Genomic DNA, 18,435 nt, shown 5'->3' on the forward strand with positions numbered 1-18,435 from the left:
GCCCACGCAGGTTCGAATCCTGCCCTCTCCGCAAAGGCGGCACCACACACAACGCCGCCACCCAGGAGAGGTGCCCGGAGCGGCTTAACGGGGACCAGCGAGCACGCCTCAAGGTCGGGCCACAACAGCCCACGCAGGTTCGAATCCTGCCCTCTCCGCCATACCGATTCCCGGCATCGGACCCCCCTTCCGCGGCCCCGCCCCACCGGCCGCGTGTCACACCGATGCCGTACGGACCGCCGGCAATCCCCCGGCCCGGCGGGCTCACACCCCGGCGTACCGCCCGAAGACGGCGGCACGCCGGGGTGCGCGGCGTGCGCGCCCGGGCTCTTCACTCCATCGGGTCATTCCGCTTGTGGCGTCCTACAGGACAACGACGCAGGTCAGCGCGCTGACGAGCGCGATCATCGAACCCGCCAGAAAAAATACCTTCTCAAAGGAATTATTCTGTGGAACGATACGGGCGGGTGGAAGCTCAGAGCGTGCATCACCCCGGTACAACGCCGCGCGCGGGCCTCCGCGGTCCCAAGCCACGGCGTGGACCGCCGTGACGAGACCACACCCGCCCTCGGCCTCACCGATCGTCAAAGGGGGGAAACGCCATGCTGAGGTTCTCGCTCCTCGGGGCGCTCCAGATCCACACCGCATCAGGCCCTGCAGAGATTTCCGGCGATCTCCAGCGGGCTCTCCTCCAGACGCTCCTCGCCAGTGAGGGCCAGCCCGTCTCCGGCGAGGCCCTCATCGAGGAGATGTGGGGCGAGCTCGCCCCGGACAACCATGCCAACGCGCTCCAGGCGCACATCAGCCGACTGCGCCGCAAGCTCCGCAGCCTGGAACCCGACCGCACCACCTCGCGCGTCATCATGTACCCCTCCGGCTACCGCATCACCGTCAACGAAGGCGAACTGGACGCGGCCGAGTTCATCAAGACGGTCCGCCAAGCGGAGGTCGCCGGACGCGACAACCCCGACAAGACCGCCCGGCTGCTCCGCCAGGCCCTGGCCATGTGGCGCGGTCCGGTCTTCGGTGGATTCCCCGGCGGCGCCCTGTGCCAACTGGCCGGCGCTCGCTACGAGGAGTACCGCATGCGGGCCATGGAGCTCCGCTTCGAAGCCGAACTGCGTCTCGGCCGGCACGCCGCCATCCTCGCCGAGCTCACCGAGACGCACACCAGCCACCCGCTCCGGGAACGCTTCTGCGAGCAGCTGATGATCGCCCTGTACTGCTCGGGCCGCCAGGCCGATGCTCTCGACGTCTTCCGCCGGATGCGCCGTCACCTCGCCGACGAGCTCGGCATCGAGCCCTCTCCCTCACTGCGCCACGTGGAGAGCGCCATCCTCTCCCACGACCCGGCCCTCACCGGCGAGGTCCGCAACCCCCTGCTCCTCCAGCTCACCTGAGCCGCCGGGCACGGCCGCCGGACGCGTAAGCGGCTCGTCAGCGCCCGGTCAGCGGCACTTGGCACCATCCGAAATGAAGTGGAACAGGCCCCTACCCTTTGGAGATCCCATGACCACGAGTCAGACCACGACGCATGCGCGGACGGCAGCCGGGTCCCCTGCGGCCGCGCGTCCGTTGAGGATGTTCCTCGCCCTCGACGCCGCCGTGACCGGCGCCAACGGCCTGATCTACCTGCTCGCCGCCGGCCCGGTCGGTGAGCTGCTCGGCCTCGACGCCGGCTTCCTGCGCGGCATCGGCGCCTTCCTCACGGTCTACGGCGTCCTCGTCGCCATCGCGGCGAGCCGCCCCGTGCCGCCGGTCACGCCCACCAAGCTGATCATCGAGGCCAACCTGCTCTGGGCGGTCGTGAGCATCGCCACCGCCGTCTTCGGCTGGTTCGGTCCGAACACGGTCGGCACGGTGTGGATCCCGCTCCAGGCAGCCGTCGTCGCGGCGTTCGCCTTCCTTCAGATGAGCGGCCTGCGCCGCCTCGGCAACTGACGACCCGTCATACTCAGGGGGAGACATGAGGTCCCACGTCGCGGAGCTGGCCGAGATACGCCAACAGGTCCTGAGCGGCCCCGGCGAGAAAGCGACGGCGGCGCAGCACGCCAAGGGCAAGCTGACGGCGCGTGAGCGCATCGAGCTGCTGCTGGACGAGGGCTCGTTCCGCGAGGTGGAACCCCTGCGCCGACACCGGGCCACCGGCTTCGGCCTGGAGGCCAGGCGGCCGTACACCGACGGCGTCGTCACCGGCTGGGGCACGGTGGAGGGCCGGACGGTGTTCGTCTACGCCCACGACTTCCGGATCTTCGGCGGTGCGCTGGGCGAGGCCCACGCCGCCAAGATCCACAAGATCATGGACATGGCGCTCTCGGCCGGGGCGCCCCTGGTCTCCCTCAACGACGGCGCCGGTGCGCGCATTCAGGAGGGCGTCACCGCCCTCGCGGGATACGGCGGCATCTTCCTGCGCAACACCCGGGCGTCCGGCGTCATCCCGCAGATCAGCGTGATGCTCGGCCCGTGCGCCGGAGGTGCCGCCTACTCCCCCGCGCTCACCGACTTCGTGTTCATGGTCCGGGACACCTCGCAGATGTTCATCACCGGTCCGGACGTGGTCAAGGCGGTCACCGGCGAGGAGATCACTCACAACGGCCTGGGCGGTGCCGACGTGCACGCCGAGACCTCCGGCGTGTGCCACTTCGCCTACAACGACGAGGAGACCTGCATCGCCGAGGTGCGCTACCTCCTCTCCCTCCTCCCCCAGAACAACCGGGGGAACCCGCCCCCGGTCCCGTGCGACGACCCCGTCGACCGCCGCTGCGACAGCCTCGCCGACCTGGTCCCCGCGGACGGCAACCGGCCGTACGACATGGCCGAGGTCATCGAGGAGATCGTCGACGACGGCGAGTACCTCGAGGTCCACGAGCGCTGGGCCCGCAACATCATCTGCGCGCTGGCCCGGATGGACGGCCGGGTCGTCGGCATCGTCGCCAACCAGCCCCGGGCGCTGGCCGGCGTGCTGGACATCGAGGCGTCCGAGAAGGCCGCCCGCTTCGTGCAGATGTGCGACGCCTTCAGCATCCCCCTGATCACCTTGCTCGACGTCCCCGGCTTCCTGCCGGGTGTGGACCAGGAGCACGGCGGAATCATCCGCCACGGCGCCAAGTTGCTGTACGCCTACTGCAACGCCACCGTGCCCCGCATCTCACTGATCCTGCGCAAGGCCTACGGCGGCGCCTACATCGTCATGGACTCCCAGTCCATCGGCGCCGATCTCACCTACGCCTGGCCGACCAACGAGATCGCCGTGATGGGCGCCGAGGGCGCCGCCAACGTCATCTTCCGCCGCCAGATCGCCGAGGCCGAGGACCCCGAGGCGATGCGGCGGAAGATGGTCAAGGAGTACAGGGCCGAGCTGATGCACCCCTACTACGCGGCCGAACGCGGCTTGGTCGACGACGTCATCGACCCCGCCGAGACCCGCTCGGTGCTCATCCGCTCCCTGGACATGCTCCGCACCAAGCACGCCGACCTGCCCTCCCGCAAGCACGGCAACCCCCCGCAGTGACAGCACGGCATCCCCTCAGTGACGGAGGAAACCCATGCCCACCCCCACTGCCCCCATCCGCATCGAGAAGGGCGAGGCCACGGAGGAGGAGCTCGCCGCCGTGGCGGTCCTGCTCCTCAGCCGCAGTGCCCGAGCCGGCACCGGCACGGAGATCTCCTCCCCCGGCACCACGTCCTGGCGCCCCCACCCCTTCCACGCCCCGCACAGCTGGCAGACGCTCTGAGCGGCCCCGCCCCTGAACCGGCTCCTCCGGCACAGAGGCGGTATGCCAAGGAGGAAGGACCCGGCGATTGCCGGGTCCTTCCGCGCCGGAAAGGCCCGGGCGGCCACGAGGCGGCCGTCTGCACGAACGACCTGCTGGCCATCGACGCCTCGAACGAGCCGCAGCGGTTCAGCGGGACCGGCGACGGCACCTTCTTGCCCCGGTCGCTGGTCCCCAAGGACTGGGGCACCTCCTAGGACGACGTGGTCGGCGGACTCGACCCGTCCGGCGGCGGCCGGGCCGACCTGGTCTCACTCCACAAGGACGGCCGAGCGTGGTCCGGCCGGCCGGGCCCTTGCGAACTCTTGCGGGTGGAACACCACTGACGATGCGAGTCGCGCCGAAGAGAAGCGATGGCTCCCCCTTCAGGCACCAGCACGCTGAGGCGACACGGACACTGTCCGAGCTAGGACCTGCGGTTTTCTATGACTCCGGCCCTCGCAGTCAGCACGGAACCAGCACGGGGTTCGTGGCGCACAGGACCGGTAGGTCACCGTCATGGTGATAGCCATGGCGTGCGTGGTCGCCATCCACAACTCCACCGGGCGCGTTCACGTTCAGGGCGCCGCGGCGGCTTCGGCCCGGGCCAGGGCGACTTCCAATACGACCAGCAGCGCATCGCGGACCGAGCCCGTCTTCCGTGCGTCGAAGACGATCAGCGGAACGTGCTCGGCGATGTCCAGTGCCCACCGCACCTCGTCGAGGTCGTGCTCGACCTCCCCGTCGAAGGCGTTGACGGCGACCGCGAAAGGGACGTCCTTGTGCTCGAAGTAGTCCACCGCCGCGTAGCAGTCGTCCAGTCGGCGGGTGTCCACGATCACCAGACCGCCGAGGGCGCCCTCCACCAGGTCGTCCCACATGAAGCCGAACCGGTCCTGGCCTGGGGTGCCGAACAGGTACAGCTTGAGCGTCGGGTCGATGGTGATGCAGCCGAAGTCCATAGCGACCGTGGTGGTGGTCTTGCCTGGAGTGTGCGTGAGATCGTCCACTCCTGCCGCGACCTCGGTGATCGCGGCCTCCGTGGTGAGCGGCCGTATCTCGGAGATCGAGCCCACGGTCGTGGTCTTGCCGACACCGAAGCCTCCGGCGATGACCAGTTTGACCGGCGTCGGCGGCTGTTCAACTGGTGTCACGGAGTGTCCCCCGTGAGTCGGGGACGGCACGAAGACCATCGATAACCCTTCGCAGTACGGAGAGATCCTGGGCGGTCCCGGCGTTCGGCCGGTGGATCGCCAGATGCCCTGCGGCACGCAAATCTTCGGCCAGCACCCGGACCACGTTGAGGTGCAGTCGCAGCCCGGCGGCCAGTTCCGCCACCGACTGCGGCCGCCGGCAGGCCGCGATGATGTCGTGATGTTCGAAGGTGAGCGCGTGCAGGACGGAGAGCCCGGCCGAGGTCGACACGACTTGGGTCTCGACCGGGATCGGCAACGTCGCGCCGCCCCCCGACACCCGGCCTGCGGTCAGCAGGAACGGCCGGATCGCGGGGGCGCGGCCGGCGGCCGGGGCCGGCGAGCTCCCGGTGGGCCCCGCTGCGTCGCGTGGTGGTCCGCCGACGGCCATCACGATCCCTTTCCGAAGTGCCTGTACCCGTGCCTCGGGCGGGGGGGGGGACGGTCAGCCGGCCGGGGCCGCGCCGACACTGTTCTTCAGCTCCAGCACCAGCTGGGGGGTGAGCGCGGCCCCGGCCCGGTTGGCGAAGAGGGTCATCTCGTAGGCGATGTTGCCCAGCTTCGCCTCCTTGGAGGTCACCACTCCCAGGACGGCGCCGCAGCCGATGGCCGACACCAGCACATGGCCGCCCTCCAGATCGATGATGACCTTGTTGAGGCTGCCGAGCCCATAGTTGCCGGAGGCTCCCGCGGCAAGACTCGTCAGGCCGGACACGATCGCGGCGAGCCGCTCGGAGTCGGCGTGTTCGCGCAGCTGGGAGACGGCGATCAGCAGGCCGTCGGACGACACGGCGATGGCGTCGACCACACCGGCGGTCTCCGTGGCGAACCGGTCGAGCAGCCAGGTGAAATCGGCCGCGGCGGCTCGCAGATCGGTGGGTTCCGGCCGCTCGGAATTGCTGTCAGCTGTCGACGTGGTCACTGCCGGACTCCTTCTGGGATTGCTGGTGGTGCGATTGTGCTGGTTTCGTCCGGGCGTGAGCACTGTCCTGCTCTGCCCTGCGTACGGCTGCCTCGAACTCGTCGAGCTCCGAGCGGACGGCCTCGGCGTCGGCGGGCTGCCGCACCGTCGGCGCCCCCCGGTCCGCCCGCGAAGAGGTCATGGCGAGTGTCGCGCCCCGGACCCGCCGCCGCAGCGGCCGTGAGTCCTCTGCGGCACGCTGTTCGCCCGATGCGGCCGTCCGCTCCCCGCCGGCGTCCTCGACGGTCCGTTCCGCGGTGGTCGGTCCCGCGCCGGTGCGCGCCGGGAGGCGCCGGGGAAGCGCGTCGTGCGACGAGGGGGCCGCCGACCGCGTGGTAACACCGATGGCGGAGACCGGTACGTGCGACGGCGCGGGCACGGCGGTCTCCTGCCCGGTCCTCACCGGGAACGCCGTTACGGCTCCGATCGGGCCCGTGTCCACGGGCTGCTCGGGGTCCTCGGGACTCATGGTCAGCAGGAGCGAGGCGGGGATCCAGACGGTTGCGGTGACCCCGCCGCCCGGCGTACGGCTCAGCGACACGCGCACACCCCACCGCCGGGCAAGACTGCCGACCGCGAAGAGGCCGAGCACCCTGGTCGGCACGAGGTCGAGCCGTTCCCGGCGCACGAGCCGGGCGTTCTCCTCGGCGAGGCGCTCCGCGCTCATGCCGAGGCCGTGGTCGATGACCTCGATCAGCGCCCCGCCGTCCTCGGTGACGTCGGTCCCGGGGCGGACGGCCACCTCGACGGGCGTCTGGGAGGGCGAGAACGCGACCGCGTTCTCCAGCAGTTCGGCGAGCATCAGCGTCAGGTCACCGACGATGTCGGGCGCGACGGTGACCTCTGTCTCGGGCCGCAGAGACACCCGCTGGTAGCCCTCGATCTGGCCGAGCGACGCCCTGATGACGTTTGCCAGGGGGGTCGGCCGGGCCTCGACGCCGGTGTCCCGGATTCCGGCGAGCAGCATCAGGCTGTCGGCGTTGCGCTGGAGGCGTACGGCGATGTGGTCGATGCTGTACAGCCGTTCGAGCAGTTCGGGGTCGGTTTCCTCGCGTTCGACGGCGTCGATCAGCATGAGCTGACGTGTCGTCAGGTTGCTTACCCGCCGACCGACGTTGCCGAACATCTCGGCGACGTTGCGCCGGCTGAGCACCTGCCGCTCCAGCAGTCGGGCGGCGGTGACCTGAACCTGGTTGAACGCCTCGGCCAGTTCGCCGATCTCGTCACGGACCGGGACCGGGATCGACCTCGGTCGCAGGGGGGTGCTGTCGGCGGACTCGTCGTCGGAAACGCGGGCGAGTTCCTCGCCCGCCACGTCGACCACCTCCTGGGCGGAGCGGGTCAGGGCCTCCAAGGGGCGCACGACCGAACGCCGGATCAGGACACAGAAGGTCAGCCAGGCGGCGAAGCCGAGCAAGGTCAGACCAAGCAGGTAGACGGCGTTCCGCAGGGCATCCGCGGAGACGGCGTCGGCCTGGGCGGCGGTCTGCTCGATCAGCGACCTGGTGATGGCGAGTCGGGCTTCGGACTGCCGGGCCCCATCGGCGATCACCTTGCGCAGCTGCGTCGACGTCTGGCCCTGCAGGGCCCCGGGATCGATCTGGAGCTCCGCGAACCGGGCTTCGACACCATACTGTTCGGCACTGCGCCGCATGCCGTCCATGCGCAGGACCTGCGCCGGTGTGGCGATGCGCTCGAACCGGTCCAGCTGGTGGTCGTAGAGCTTGCGAGCGCCGACCGCCCGGCTGTACTCGGTGAGGGCGTTGGCGTCCCTGCTCTGGGCGGAGAACACGGCACTCTCGAAGGCCGCGTGGGACGCGTCGGCGCGCAGCACCGTGTCAAGGAGTGCCACGACCGAGGACGACGAGGTTCCGGAGTAGCCTCCCAGGCCGATGCCGTCGATCAGGTACTCGACCGCGGAGGCGTACGCGGGGTCGATGTTGGCGGCGGGGACATAGCCCCGTTCGAGCTTCTCGCGCAGGACACCGAGGCCGCGGATGTAGTCGAACGCCTGCGCCTCCTCAGGCGGCAGACCGGAGGCGAACGCCGAACGCACGGCGGCGACCTGCGCGTCGGTGCTCCGCTGCGCCCGACGGTAGTCGGTGGTCGGCGGCAGTGGGGCTCCGGGGCGGGCCGAGTCGTACTGCACGGAGAGCAGGAGCGCCTGCCGGTGCTCGGCCTGTACGTCGTTGATGAGCCGCGCGACCTGTTCACTGTCGCGCACCAGATCCGCGATCCGGTCGGCGTCCCGGGCCTGCTGCACCTGGCCGTATGCGCCGACGCCGAGCAGTACGCCGACGACCGCGATGGGCGCGATCACCAGTACGTTGAGCTTACGTCGGAAGGGCCACCGGTCGAGAACGGTCGCCGCCTTGCGGCGAAACCGCGGAGTCCGGCGGGCATGCCTGGGCGTGTCCGGTGCGTGCGGCGGGTTGCCTGTGATGGCGGACACCCGGGCCTCCTTCGAATGCTGCTGAGCGGTGACGGGGATGTCGTGTTCACGGACCGCCCACCGGCCGGCACCGGACGTGACACTTTCGCGGCCTTCATCGCTGATAGGAACGAAGAGATCGCGCCAGGTGTCTGGAACCAGCTGGGCGAGAGTATCGTCTTTACCATGACATGACAAAGTTTGGGTCATAAAGAATCAATGACGGAATGTTTGCGAAGTATCTTCCGAGTGCAATGCTTCGCCCGATGAGGCGCTGGTCCTCCTGCACACCGCTGATCGATCCACGGTGCTCAGCGCGGACGTTGACGCGGACCGACCAGTCGAACGCGCCCCTCGGCTCGGGCACGCGCTGCCTCCCCGAGCCACCCGAGCCACCGCCGGGCATCGCCGCCCGCCGGCCTCGCGGGCATCTCCTCCCGTCCCCGGCCTGATCCTCCCGACAGTGGCCACGCGCGGGAACCGTCGCCGACCCCACGCTCCGCCTCCCCACCCAGCCCTGCCCTCTTTCGCACCGTGTTGGAGACCCCGTGCACCCCACCCGCAAGGCGGCCGTCACGGCCACCGCTCTCCTGGCCTCGGCCACCATCACCCTCACCACCGGCTGCGAGAACGGTTCCCCCACCGACAGGTCCGTCGCCGCCTCTCCCAGCGGCTCGGCCAGATCCGGCTGCCCCACCGCCCTCGCCGAGGCCAAGCAGGCCGTCAAGACGGCCGAGGACGTCAACGCCCCCTGGTCCGGGCCGACCAGCGGGCCCCGGGCCGTCCCCGACAAGACCATCGTCTACATCGCCCAGACCCTGACCAACCCCGGCGTGGCGGGCGTCGCCAAGGGCGTACAGGAAGCCGCAGGCATCATCGACTGGCGCGTCCGCACCCTCAACGGCCAGGGCACGCCCGCCGGAATCAAGGCCGCCTTCGCCGAGGCCCTGGCCCTCAAACCCGACGGCATCGTCATCGGCGGCTTCGATCCCACCTCCGTCGCCGCACAGGTCGAGCAGGCGAACGCGGACGGCATCCCGCTGATCGGCTGGCACGCCGTCGCGACTCCCGGCCCCAGCGAGAACCCGAAGCTGTTCAGCAACATCACCACCAGGGTCGAGGATGTCGCGAAGATCAGCGCCGATTGGATCATCGCCCGGTCCAACGGTCGCGCGGGCGTAGTCCTCTTCACCGACGCCTCGATCCCCTTCGCCAAGCGCAAGTCAGATCTGATCAAGAAGGAACTCGCCACCTGCTCCGGCGTCAAACTGCTGAGCTACGAGAACATCCCCATCCCGCAGGCGGGCAGCCTCACCACCAAGCGGATCTCCTCCCTGGCCTCCCGCTTCGGCGACAGGTGGACCCATTCCGCCGCCATCAACGACCTGTACTTCGACCACGCGGGCCCCGCCCTGCGTGCCGCAGGCAGGCAGGGCGACGGCGCCCCGTTCAACATCGGAGCCGGTGACGGCGACCCCTCGGCCTTCCAGCGCATCAACAGCAAGGAGTTCCAGGCGGCCACCGTGCCAGAACCGCTGTCCGAACAGGGGTGGCAGATCATCGACGAGTTCAACCGTTCCTTCGCCGGCAAGTCGGCCAGCGGATACGTCGCCCCCGTCCACGTCACCACCGCCGCCACCAGCGGCGGCGCTCTGTCCTGGGACTCGGAGGGCTACCGCGAGTCCTACCGCAGGATCTGGGAGAAGTAGACAAGTAGCAGACCGGCGACCCGGGTGGACCCGTTCACCGTGGGCCCGGCGGCGGTTTGCACTGCCGGGCACTGGGCCAGGACGTGAAGGAACGCTACGCGCGGCGCCGTTTCGTACGAGCACGCCTTCCAGTCGCACGCCGGCGCGACCTGCCGGCGACCTCACCCGCTGGATGAAGGTTCCCGGGCGCCCGGGCATGGTCCGGGTCTCGTCTCCGAAACCAGGACCCGGGCCATTCCCGCGCCAGAACCCGGGTGACGCACCCTTCAGCGCCAAAGTCGCTCAGGACGAGGACGTGACCAGCACGTCGTGGTACGGGCCATCTCGAGGGCGCCAGTGTGGTGGCGGCGGGGACAGGTGTGAACCTGCGGCCTGGAGTGTGAGCCCAACGAGCTACCGCGGGTGCTCCTGCCCGCGCCCGTACACACCAGCGTTCGTTCGGGTGCGCGTCAGCCCAGGTCAGTCCCTCTGCGCGCCCTTCGGCAGGGTGCGCAGCTGCATGGTGCTCGCCGAGCTGGTGCCGAAGGCGTAGTCCAGCAACTTGGCGGCGTCTGTATAGCGGTACTGGTCGTTGAGGAGCACGCCGATGACCGTCTTCTCGTTGCGGGTCGCGGCGAAGACGAGGCAGGGGCCGGACGGCGTGTTGGTGCCCGTCTTCACCCCGATCGCGCCGCTGTACGAGCCCAGCAGCTGGTTGGTGTTGTACCAGGTGTACGTGCGGGTGCCGCCGGTGCTGGTCGTCGCGTACTGCACGGTCTTCGGCTTCTTCACGATGCCCGCGAACGTCGAGTACTTCATCGCGCTGCGCGCGAGCTTGGCGAGGTCGCGCGGCGTCGTGTAGTTCGTGTTCTGCGTCGAGTTGCCGTCGAACGAGTCGAAGTGCGTGTTGGTCAGGCCGAGGGTGTCCGCCTTGGCGTTCATCTTGCTGATGAACGACTTGGTCCGCGCCGAGACGGTCGTACCGGTGCCGAAGGTGTCCGCGAGAGCCATCGCGGCGTCGCAGCCGGACGGCAGCAGCATCGCATGGAGCAACTGGCGGATGGTGACCTTGTCGCCGGTCTTGAGATCCGCGGTGCTCGCGCCCTTGGCAGTGACGTAGTCCCGGTAAGCCTGCTTGATGGTGACCTTCCGGTCGAGGTTCAGGTCGGGGGTGCTCAGTACGACACGAGCCGTCATGATCTTGGTGGTGCTCGCCATGGGCCGCTTGGTGTCGGCGTACTTGCTGTAGAGCGTGGAGCCCGTCGCGCTGTTGAGCATGAACGCGCCCTTGGCGCTGACCGAGGGCGCGGTCGCCGCCTGCGCGGGCGCGGTCAGGACGCCGCCCGCGAGCAGCGCGCCGGCGCCGGCGACAGCTGCGGCTCTGCGGATACGTACGCCCTTGATGCCGGTTATCACTATGAACGCTCCGAGTATGCCAAATGCCAGATGACATGTGCGAAATGAAGCGGGGGGAGGCTCCAGGGAGACTCACGGGGGACACCGAGGGTTGTACTGCGAGCGGAAGTAATTCAGGGGGATGCGAGCCGCCGCTGCGGCAGAGGCCACCCGGACACAGGTGGACGCGTCCCGGATCAGTGTGCTGAGCGCGCGCCCCCCGACGAGGCGGTCGGCGTCGCCGCACGGTTGAACGTGGACCGCATGCCGACGGCGGAGCGGCGCGCGCGGGCGTCGACCGAAGTCGACCGCCATGCAGTACGCGCGGCCCGGAGCGCAGGAGTGACCGCTAAAACGTCAGAAGGCCCTCGACACCGCGACACTGGCGCAGGTTCTCGTGGAAGCCGACCAGCCGCTCGCCGCTCTCACGGTGAAACGGGTGCTTGATCAGCGCGTTCAGACGGTCGGAGGATATGTCGGTCACCATCGGAGCCACAGAAGGAAATCTCCCTGACGACCTCGTGCACGGTTGTCCGTGGCTCGGCGCTCAGGTGGCTCGTTGAACTGCGCATGATGGGGACTGGGGAGCGTGATTGATCGTGGCGGAGTACCGGGTCACCGGGCTGTCGCCGGATGTGATCGCTGAACTCGTCACTGATGTGGGGCCGTTGTGGCACGAGCAGCATGAGGCTCGGTTGACGGCTCGGCTGCGGCGGCGGGCTGTAGGAGCCGGGGCGAAGCACAAGTTCGTCTTCGTCGACCGGCTGCCGGCCACCCTGGTGAGTCTGCGTCATGGCACCACGCATGACGTGCTGGTCTGCTGGTTCGGCGTGGACCGCTCCACCATCACCCGCGCCATCGGCGAGGTGCGGCCCCTGCTCGCGCAGCGGGGTTGCACGGTCACACCGGGCATCCGCCTGGGTACTCTCGCCGAGGTCATAGAGCACCTGGGCGCCGAGGCTCAGACCGGGGTCATTGACGGCACGGAGATCCGCGTGCGACGCCCGGCCGCAGGCCGCAAGGACCGGGACAAGTTCGTCTCCGGCAAGACCAAAGCAGAACGCCGTGAAGTCCATGGTCCTCACGGACGCCGAGGGGCGCGTGTCTGCAGCCCGGCCCGGCCGGGCAGTTGCGCGGACATCACCCAGGCCCCGACAGCTCGGCCTGGTCGAGCTACTGGTGGACAGTCCGTTCAGGGAGATCCTTGCGGATGCCGGCTATCAGGGGATGGGTGCGCAGACCTGCGGACGGGTGGTGACACCGCCACATCACACATTCAAGAAGAACGCTCCCGCCTGGTACGAGGAGAGGCACGAGCAGCAGCGCAAGGCGCTCCCCTCGCGGCGCATCCCTGTCGAGCACGGCATCGCGCACCTGAAGAACTGGAGGGCTCTTGCCCGCCACCTCGGCCGCCGCGAGCACATGAGCGACATCGTCCAAGCCGTCGCCGGGACTGCTCTCACACCAGCAGACCCACTCTGTCCCGCGGCCTGGGAGCGTGAAAGCCGCCAGGACCAGACCCCTCCACGAGCCACGGCCAACCGTGCACGAGGTCGTTAGGTTCGCTGGCAAGGAAGCCGGAGAGGCTGGGTTCGCTGTCGAACGCCTCGATGGGATGACAGCGGACAGCAGTTCGTTGTCTGTTGACAGCGAAGTCAGTCGGACGGACGGCGCTGACCTGCATGGGCTGGATTGGGTGGCAAAGCGGCGCAGGGGTCGAGGTCTCCGCGTCGTCGACTGCCGCAGCGACAAATGGATACGGCGTTCCCGGTTTCTGACGCACTGTGATGCGCGCGGTCGTCCCCGTCTGTGGGCGTTGACCGCGTACATCGTGTCCTGGGGTGTGGCCGTGCTCGTTCAGCTTCTGACGCCTCAGGTACCGGAGGGCGCGCCCTGGGCAGGAAGCTACGCAATCGGGATGATGAACGAGCTGGACACGGCGATCGCCCAGGGCGAGTGACAGCTGATGAGAGCGTGTGTGGTCGGGGCCGGCCCCGGGGGAATCGTCACCGCCAAGGTGCTGCTGGAGAACGGCTTCGACGTCACGGTCTTCGACAAGTACCAGCAGGTCGGCGGGATCTGGTCAGCAGAGGGCTGCTACGACGGGCTGGCCAACCAGTCCGCGCTCCGCATCTTCGAGTTCGCGGACCTGCCCAACCGCTTGCACTTCGCCAGCGCGGTGGACACGCAACGCTACCTGGAGAAGTACGCGGAGACTTTCGGTGTGCTGGACCGCGTCCGGCCCGGTACCGAGGTGATCTCCATCCGGCCGGTGGAGGGGCCTGGGCGGGTGGGCGCCTCCGGCTGGTCGGTCGACTCCCGGCCCACCGGGGACAAGGCGGCGGACGTTCATCGCGAGACTTTCGACTATGTCGTTGTCGCCAGTGGGGCTCATCATCATGCCCAACTGCCCGAGCTGCCCGGGCGTGAGTCGTTCCGCGGGACCGTGCTGCACTCCAACGAGGTGCGGGCCGGGACATTCGCCGACCGGCGCGTGGTCGTCGTGGGCGGCGGCAAGTCCGCATTGGACTTGATCACCCGCGCCGCACACGAGGCGGCCTCGGCCACGATCGTGCAGCGCAAGGTGAACTGGATGATCCCCGAGCGGTTCCTGCTCGGTCTGGTCAACTACAAGTGGATCCTGTTCACCCGGCTCGGTGAGGCGCTCCTGCCCCGCTACCACGATCCGGCCTGCGTCCGTCCGATCGACCGCATCGACGAGCGGGTCAAGCGGGCTCTGTGGTGGCTCATCACCCGCGACGTGCTGCTTTCCACCGGGCTGTACCGGCTTCCGAGGCAGCTGCGGCCCGCTCACGCGCTCCCCTTCCATCTGGCCCACGCGGGAGTGATGCCGCGCGGCTACGCGCGGGCCGTCCGCCGCGGCCTGATCGCCCCCAAGGTCAGTGCCGTCGAGGCGTATACCGACAAGGGGCTCCGACTGGCGACCGGCGAGGAAGTGGCGGCAGACGTCATCGTGTTCGCCACAGGGCACCACAAAGTCTTCCCGTTCCTGGACTCGAGCGTGCGCGTGCACGATGACGACGGGCGGCTGCGGCTCTACCGAGGCATCGTGCCACCCGGCGCCGACCGGCTCGGGTTCGTCGGTTTCCGGCAGGTCTTCAACAACATCTTGGGCGTGGAACTCACCGCCCACTGGCTGACCAGCCATTTCCGGGCGACGCTGCGCACCACCCCGGACGAGCAGGGGATGCGGGAGGCCATCGACGCTTGCCTGGCCTGGCAGGAGCAGGTACTGCCAGGCTCCGGCGGCTACGACTTCGGCCCCTACGACATCCACTGCGCGGACGAACTCCTGCACGACATGGGGTTGCCATCCCGCCGCGCCGGCAACCTGCTGGCCGAATACCTGCTTCCCGGCGGAGTGGCACACCGCTACGCGGGCCTGACTCGATCGAGTTCGGCGAAATGAATCGGCTTCCCAGGCTCTCGGCCGGTTCACCGAATCCGTCCCCCATCCACAAACACACTCACGGCAAGCACCTGACGGTCACGGCACCAGAAGTATCGCCGGCTCCGGCATGCGCGGCCGGGGTGTCGTACCACGCAACCGCCGCAGACGATGTTCGCTCGCGGGCGCCGCACCATGCACAGGCCCACCATTCCGTTCACCTCAGACCTGATCCCCACGCTCCCATGCCTCAGCTTCGTGCAGGACCAAGCAACGGCTGCTACCCGATCGGCCCCAGATGACCGAGTTCAACGCAGCGTAGTCAGCACCAAGTCAGCACGGGAGTCAGCACCCCACCTCCACATCATGCCCGAACAGAGCAACTCGGACAGCGCTCTCGCGGGCTCGATTGGGGCTCGTAGGGGCGTCGGCGACGCGGTCATGGTGGTCACACGCACCTCCGAACGCAGAACTATGGTGCCCCACCACATACGCCTCTCACCTGCAAGTTCCTACGGTATGGCGACACACAAACGTCCCCGCCGAACAGCAGGAAGTGGTGCCGATGTCCTCCCCCGCGACCGCTCCCCCACCCCCCGCCAGCCTGAAGCGCATCGTCACCGCCAGCCTCATCGGCACCACCATCGAGTGGTACGACTTCTTCCTCTACGGCGCCGCCGCCGCGCTCGTGTTCAACAAGCTGTTCTTCCCGGACTCCGACCCGCTCGTCGGCACACTGCTGTCGTTTCTGACGTACGCCGTCGGATTCGCGGCCCGGCCGCTGGGCGCGCTGGTGTTCGGGCACTACGGTGACCGGCTCGGGCGGAAGAAACTGCTGGTGCTGAGCCTGCTGCTGATGGGCGGGGCGACCTTCGCGATCGGACTGCTGCCGACGCACGCCACGATCGGAACGGCCGCGCCGGTCCTGCTCACCGTGCTCCGGCTGGTGCAGGGGTTCGCGCTGGGCGGCGAATGGGGCGGTGCCGTCCTGCTCGTGTCGGAGCACGGCGATGCTCGGCGGCGGGGTTTCTGGGCGTCGTGGCCGCAGACCGGCGCCCCGGCGGGGCAGTTGCTCGCCACCGGGGTGCTGTCGTTGCTGACCGCCGTGCTGTCGGACGCCGCGTTCGGCAGTTGGGGCTGGCGGATCCCGTTCCTGCTCTCCGGTGTGCTGGTCGTCGTCGGTCTGTGGATTCGTCTGTCTGTCGATGAATCGCCCGTCTTCAAACAGGCTCTGGCGCAGGCGGAGGCCCGTAAGGCGGTGCCGAACGCGGAGGCGGAGAAGCTGCCGCTCGTCGCCGTACTGCGGCACCACTGGCGGGACGTCCTGGTCGCGATGGGGGCGCGCATGGCGGAGAACATCAGCTACTACGTGATCACCGCGTTCATCCTCGTCTATGCCACCACCTCGGCCGGCGTCTCCAAGCAGACGGCCCTCAACGCCGTGCTGATCGCCTCGGCCGTGCACTTCGCGGTCATCCCGGCATGGGGCGCGCTCTCCGACCGCGTCGGCCGCCGTCCCGTGTATCTGATAGGTGCGGTCGGCGTCGGGCTGTGGATGTTCCCCTTCTTCTCACTGATCGACACCGGCGACTTCGGCAGCCTGATCCTCGCCGTCACGGTGGGCCTGGTGCTGCACGGCGCGATGTACGCGCCCCAGGCCGCGTTCTTCTCCGAGATGTTCGCGACGCGAATGCGCTACTCCGGTGCGTCCATCGGCGCCCAGTTCGCCTCGGTCGCGGCGGGGGCGCCCGCGCCGCTGATCGCCACCGCTCTGCTGTCCGACTACGGCAGCTCCACGCCGATCTCCCTGTACGTCATCGCCGCCGCCGTCCTCACGGTCGTCGCGGTGGCGGCGGCGAAGGAGACCCGCCACCGGGACCTGACCGACCTCACCCCTCCCGCCGGCGACGCCGGCGCCGGGCGGACGGCGGCCGGGGCCGAGGACGCCAGGGCGATCTGAGCCGAGCGGGTTCCACCCCCCGTCCGTCCTCGCGTACGGGGGTCACTGCCGTCGCGGTGCCGACAACCGGTGCCGGCGCAGCGCGAGCTGGACCCCCAGAGCGCGGGCCGGGCTCTGCAGACGCTGTGGTCGTTCCGATCTTGAGGGGTGCGCGTCGAACGGGAGTCTCGATCGGGTGATCGCAGTCGGCCGTGGGCATGAGAACAGGGCCTCTTGGTAACTCGGGAGTGCGGAGCCAACCGAGATCCGGGAGACTCTGTTGCCGCAGTCGTATCTGCTCGCCCGTGGAGTCCAACTCGGCTGCACCGACGTGTGATCGTGTCGCTCACCGGTTCGGGAACGCGGCCGATCACCCGGAACGTGTTCGGCGGTATCCCTCGGACAAGACGACGCGGAGTGGGCCGTGCTCCCTGGGCGGCATGTCACGCACGGTCTGCTGACCTCCTGGCCCGACAGCCGGATCGTCTCCGCCAACCCCCAGTCCTGCGTGGACATGGGCAACCCGTCCAGCTCGGTCTCGGCCAAGGTCCTGTTCGTCCACGGCGACCGGGACTCCACCACGCAGTACTCCTCGGCCCGGCAGGCGTACTCGGAGATCACCTGGCCCAAAGCGTTCCTCACCTTCGTCGGCGGCAGCCACACCAGCTTCTGGAGCGACCAGCGCTTCCCGAGGACCGTCGTCGACTGGGCCCGCTGGACCATGTACGGCGACACCGCCGCCCGGGACCGCCTCCCGGCTGACGCGTCCGGGTCCGACACCAGGTGGGAGGCTCAGCTGCGCGAATCGCCCAGCGGTCCCGGCCCCTATAGCCTGGTGGCCCAGCACAGCGGCAAGGCCGCCGAGATCAACGCGGCCTCCACCACCGCCGGCGCAGGGTTCGTCCAGCGGACCACCAACAGTCGCCCCAACCAGCAGTTCGAGTTCGTCGACGCCGGTAACGGCCACGTCCGCGTCAAGGCGCTGCACAGCGGCCTGTTCCTCCGGCCCACGGGCACCGCGACCGGCGCGGACGTCGTCCAGCAGGCCGACACCGGTGCCACCGGCCAGCAGTGGCGCGTGGTCGACCACGGCGGTGGCGTGGTCAGCCTCGTCAACGGGTCATTCCACTCAACCTCACCACGACGTCCGCGCAGCCCCCAAGTGTTTCAGGGCTCACACCGAACCGTTGCTGACGTCCCCTGCAACGCCCCGGCGGTCAGCAGGACGACGAACTGCCACAGGACGACGAACTACCGCAGGACGACGAACTGCCACAGGACGACGAGCTGCCGCCGGAGCAGGCGGAGGAACCGCCGCAGGAAGTGCCGGACGGCGAGCCGTCGCAGGCGTCACCCGCGGCGTACCAGGACGAAGAGCTGAACGAAGGGCCGGCGCCTCCATTCCCTGATGCCGCCCCCGTACGGCTGCTCGTCGGCCATGCCCCCCGCCCGGCCCCCCGGCCATACCCGGACGTCTGCCGGCCCAGATCGCTCCAGGCACGCCGCCAGGCACGACGAACGAGCCAGGTACACAGCACGGTGATCCCCAGCATGGCAACGGCCACCACGATCACAGCAGTCACGATCACTTCCCCCTCTCACCGGGCCAGGCGCACCGGGTGTCCGGACGATGCCCCCCGCCCTGGTGACCTCAATCTCCCCTTGAG

The 18,435-nt window shown here is 69.1% G+C and carries 15 protein-coding genes and 1 pseudogene; 10 read left to right on the top strand and 6 right to left on the bottom strand.

Features of this window, described 5'->3' with window-relative positions:
* Nucleotides 1–64: 64 nt before the first annotated feature.
* From ACIQHQ_RS21035 to ACIQHQ_RS21055, 5 genes and pseudogenes are all read left to right on the top strand, one after another.
* Nucleotides 65–161: pseudogene (locus ACIQHQ_RS21035) on the top strand.
* A 441-nt stretch (nucleotides 162–602) separates the two neighbouring features.
* Entirely contained in the window at nucleotides 603–1,400 is a 798-nt protein-coding gene (locus ACIQHQ_RS21040) for a BTAD domain-containing putative transcriptional regulator (RefSeq protein WP_402613409.1), read from the top strand.
* Between the two features lie 109 nt (nucleotides 1,401–1,509).
* Nucleotides 1,510–1,941, top strand: a complete 432-nt coding sequence (locus ACIQHQ_RS21045; RefSeq protein WP_402613410.1) for a hypothetical protein — start codon at nucleotides 1,510–1,512, stop codon at nucleotides 1,939–1,941.
* Between the two features lie 25 nt (nucleotides 1,942–1,966).
* Nucleotides 1,967–3,511, top strand: a complete 1,545-nt coding sequence (locus tag ACIQHQ_RS21050; RefSeq protein ID WP_402613411.1) for an acyl-CoA carboxylase subunit beta — start codon at nucleotides 1,967–1,969, stop codon at nucleotides 3,509–3,511.
* A gap of 34 nt (nucleotides 3,512–3,545) precedes the next feature.
* On the top strand, nucleotides 3,546–3,734 hold the full coding sequence (locus ACIQHQ_RS21055; protein WP_402613412.1) for an acyl-CoA carboxylase subunit epsilon: 189 nt from the start codon (nucleotides 3,546–3,548) through the stop codon (nucleotides 3,732–3,734).
* Between the two features lie 596 nt (nucleotides 3,735–4,330).
* On the opposite strand, the gene ACIQHQ_RS21060 is transcribed toward ACIQHQ_RS21055, so the two are convergent.
* From ACIQHQ_RS21060 to ACIQHQ_RS21075, 4 genes are read right to left on the bottom strand one after another with little or no spacing between them, the layout of a single operon-like run.
* Nucleotides 4,331–4,945 (bottom strand): ATP/GTP-binding protein, encoded by a 615-nt coding sequence (locus ACIQHQ_RS21060; protein WP_184980574.1) that lies wholly within the window; start codon nucleotides 4,943–4,945, stop codon nucleotides 4,331–4,333.
* Nucleotides 4,893–5,336 (bottom strand): DUF742 domain-containing protein, encoded by a 444-nt coding sequence (locus tag ACIQHQ_RS21065; RefSeq protein WP_402613413.1) that lies wholly within the window; start codon nucleotides 5,334–5,336, stop codon nucleotides 4,893–4,895. The genes ACIQHQ_RS21060 and ACIQHQ_RS21065 overlap by 53 nt, the downstream gene beginning before the upstream one ends.
* Nucleotides 5,337–5,390: 54 nt before the next feature.
* Entirely contained in the window at nucleotides 5,391–5,867 is a 477-nt protein-coding gene (locus ACIQHQ_RS21070; protein WP_031143128.1) for a roadblock/LC7 domain-containing protein, read from the bottom strand.
* Complete coding sequence (locus ACIQHQ_RS21075) at nucleotides 5,848–8,358, bottom strand: ATP-binding protein (RefSeq protein ID WP_402613414.1); 2,511 nt, start codon at nucleotides 8,356–8,358, stop codon at nucleotides 5,848–5,850. Before ACIQHQ_RS21075 ends, ACIQHQ_RS21070 begins: the two co-directional genes overlap by 20 nt.
* A gap of 527 nt (nucleotides 8,359–8,885) precedes the next feature.
* On the opposite strand from ACIQHQ_RS21075, the gene ACIQHQ_RS21080 reads away from it, so the two are divergent.
* On the top strand, nucleotides 8,886–10,046 hold the full coding sequence (locus ACIQHQ_RS21080) for a substrate-binding domain-containing protein (RefSeq protein ID WP_402613415.1): 1,161 nt from the start codon (nucleotides 8,886–8,888) through the stop codon (nucleotides 10,044–10,046).
* Nucleotides 10,047–10,505: 459 nt separating this feature from the next.
* Here the strand turns inward: ACIQHQ_RS21080 and ACIQHQ_RS21085 are convergent, their stop codons facing one another.
* Both ACIQHQ_RS21085 and ACIQHQ_RS21090 read right to left on the bottom strand, forming a co-directional pair.
* The gene (locus ACIQHQ_RS21085) at nucleotides 10,506–11,441 is read right to left on the bottom strand and encodes a D-alanyl-D-alanine carboxypeptidase family protein (protein ID WP_402613416.1); all 936 of its coding nucleotides are present in this window, start codon (nucleotides 11,439–11,441) and stop codon (nucleotides 10,506–10,508) included.
* Nucleotides 11,442–11,769: 328 nt separating this feature from the next.
* On the bottom strand, nucleotides 11,770–11,907 hold the full coding sequence (locus tag ACIQHQ_RS21090) for a hypothetical protein (RefSeq protein WP_402613417.1): 138 nt from the start codon (nucleotides 11,905–11,907) through the stop codon (nucleotides 11,770–11,772).
* A 587-nt stretch (nucleotides 11,908–12,494) separates the two neighbouring features.
* On the opposite strand from ACIQHQ_RS21090, the gene ACIQHQ_RS21095 reads away from it, so the two are divergent.
* From ACIQHQ_RS21095 to ACIQHQ_RS21110, 4 genes are all read left to right on the top strand, one after another.
* Nucleotides 12,495–12,980 carry a transposase family protein gene (locus tag ACIQHQ_RS21095; protein WP_402613492.1) on the top strand — a complete coding sequence of 162 codons (486 nt, stop codon included), beginning with the start codon at nucleotides 12,495–12,497 and terminating at the stop codon, nucleotides 12,978–12,980.
* A 418-nt stretch (nucleotides 12,981–13,398) separates the two neighbouring features.
* Nucleotides 13,399–14,850: a flavin-containing monooxygenase gene (locus ACIQHQ_RS21100; protein WP_402613418.1), complete on the top strand. Its 1,452-nt coding sequence runs from the start codon at nucleotides 13,399–13,401 to the stop codon at nucleotides 14,848–14,850.
* A 544-nt stretch (nucleotides 14,851–15,394) separates the two neighbouring features.
* The gene (locus tag ACIQHQ_RS21105; protein ID WP_402613419.1) at nucleotides 15,395–16,789 is read left to right on the top strand and encodes an MFS transporter; all 1,395 of its coding nucleotides are present in this window, start codon (nucleotides 15,395–15,397) and stop codon (nucleotides 16,787–16,789) included.
* Between the two features lie 403 nt (nucleotides 16,790–17,192).
* On the top strand, nucleotides 17,193–18,149 hold the full coding sequence (locus ACIQHQ_RS21110) for an RICIN domain-containing protein (RefSeq protein WP_402613420.1): 957 nt from the start codon (nucleotides 17,193–17,195) through the stop codon (nucleotides 18,147–18,149).
* The last annotated feature ends 286 nt before the right edge of the window (nucleotides 18,150–18,435 follow it).

Source organism: Streptomyces sp. NPDC092370 (assembly GCF_044755265.1).
Taxonomy (GTDB): Bacteria; Actinomycetota; Actinomycetes; order Streptomycetales; family Streptomycetaceae; genus Streptomyces.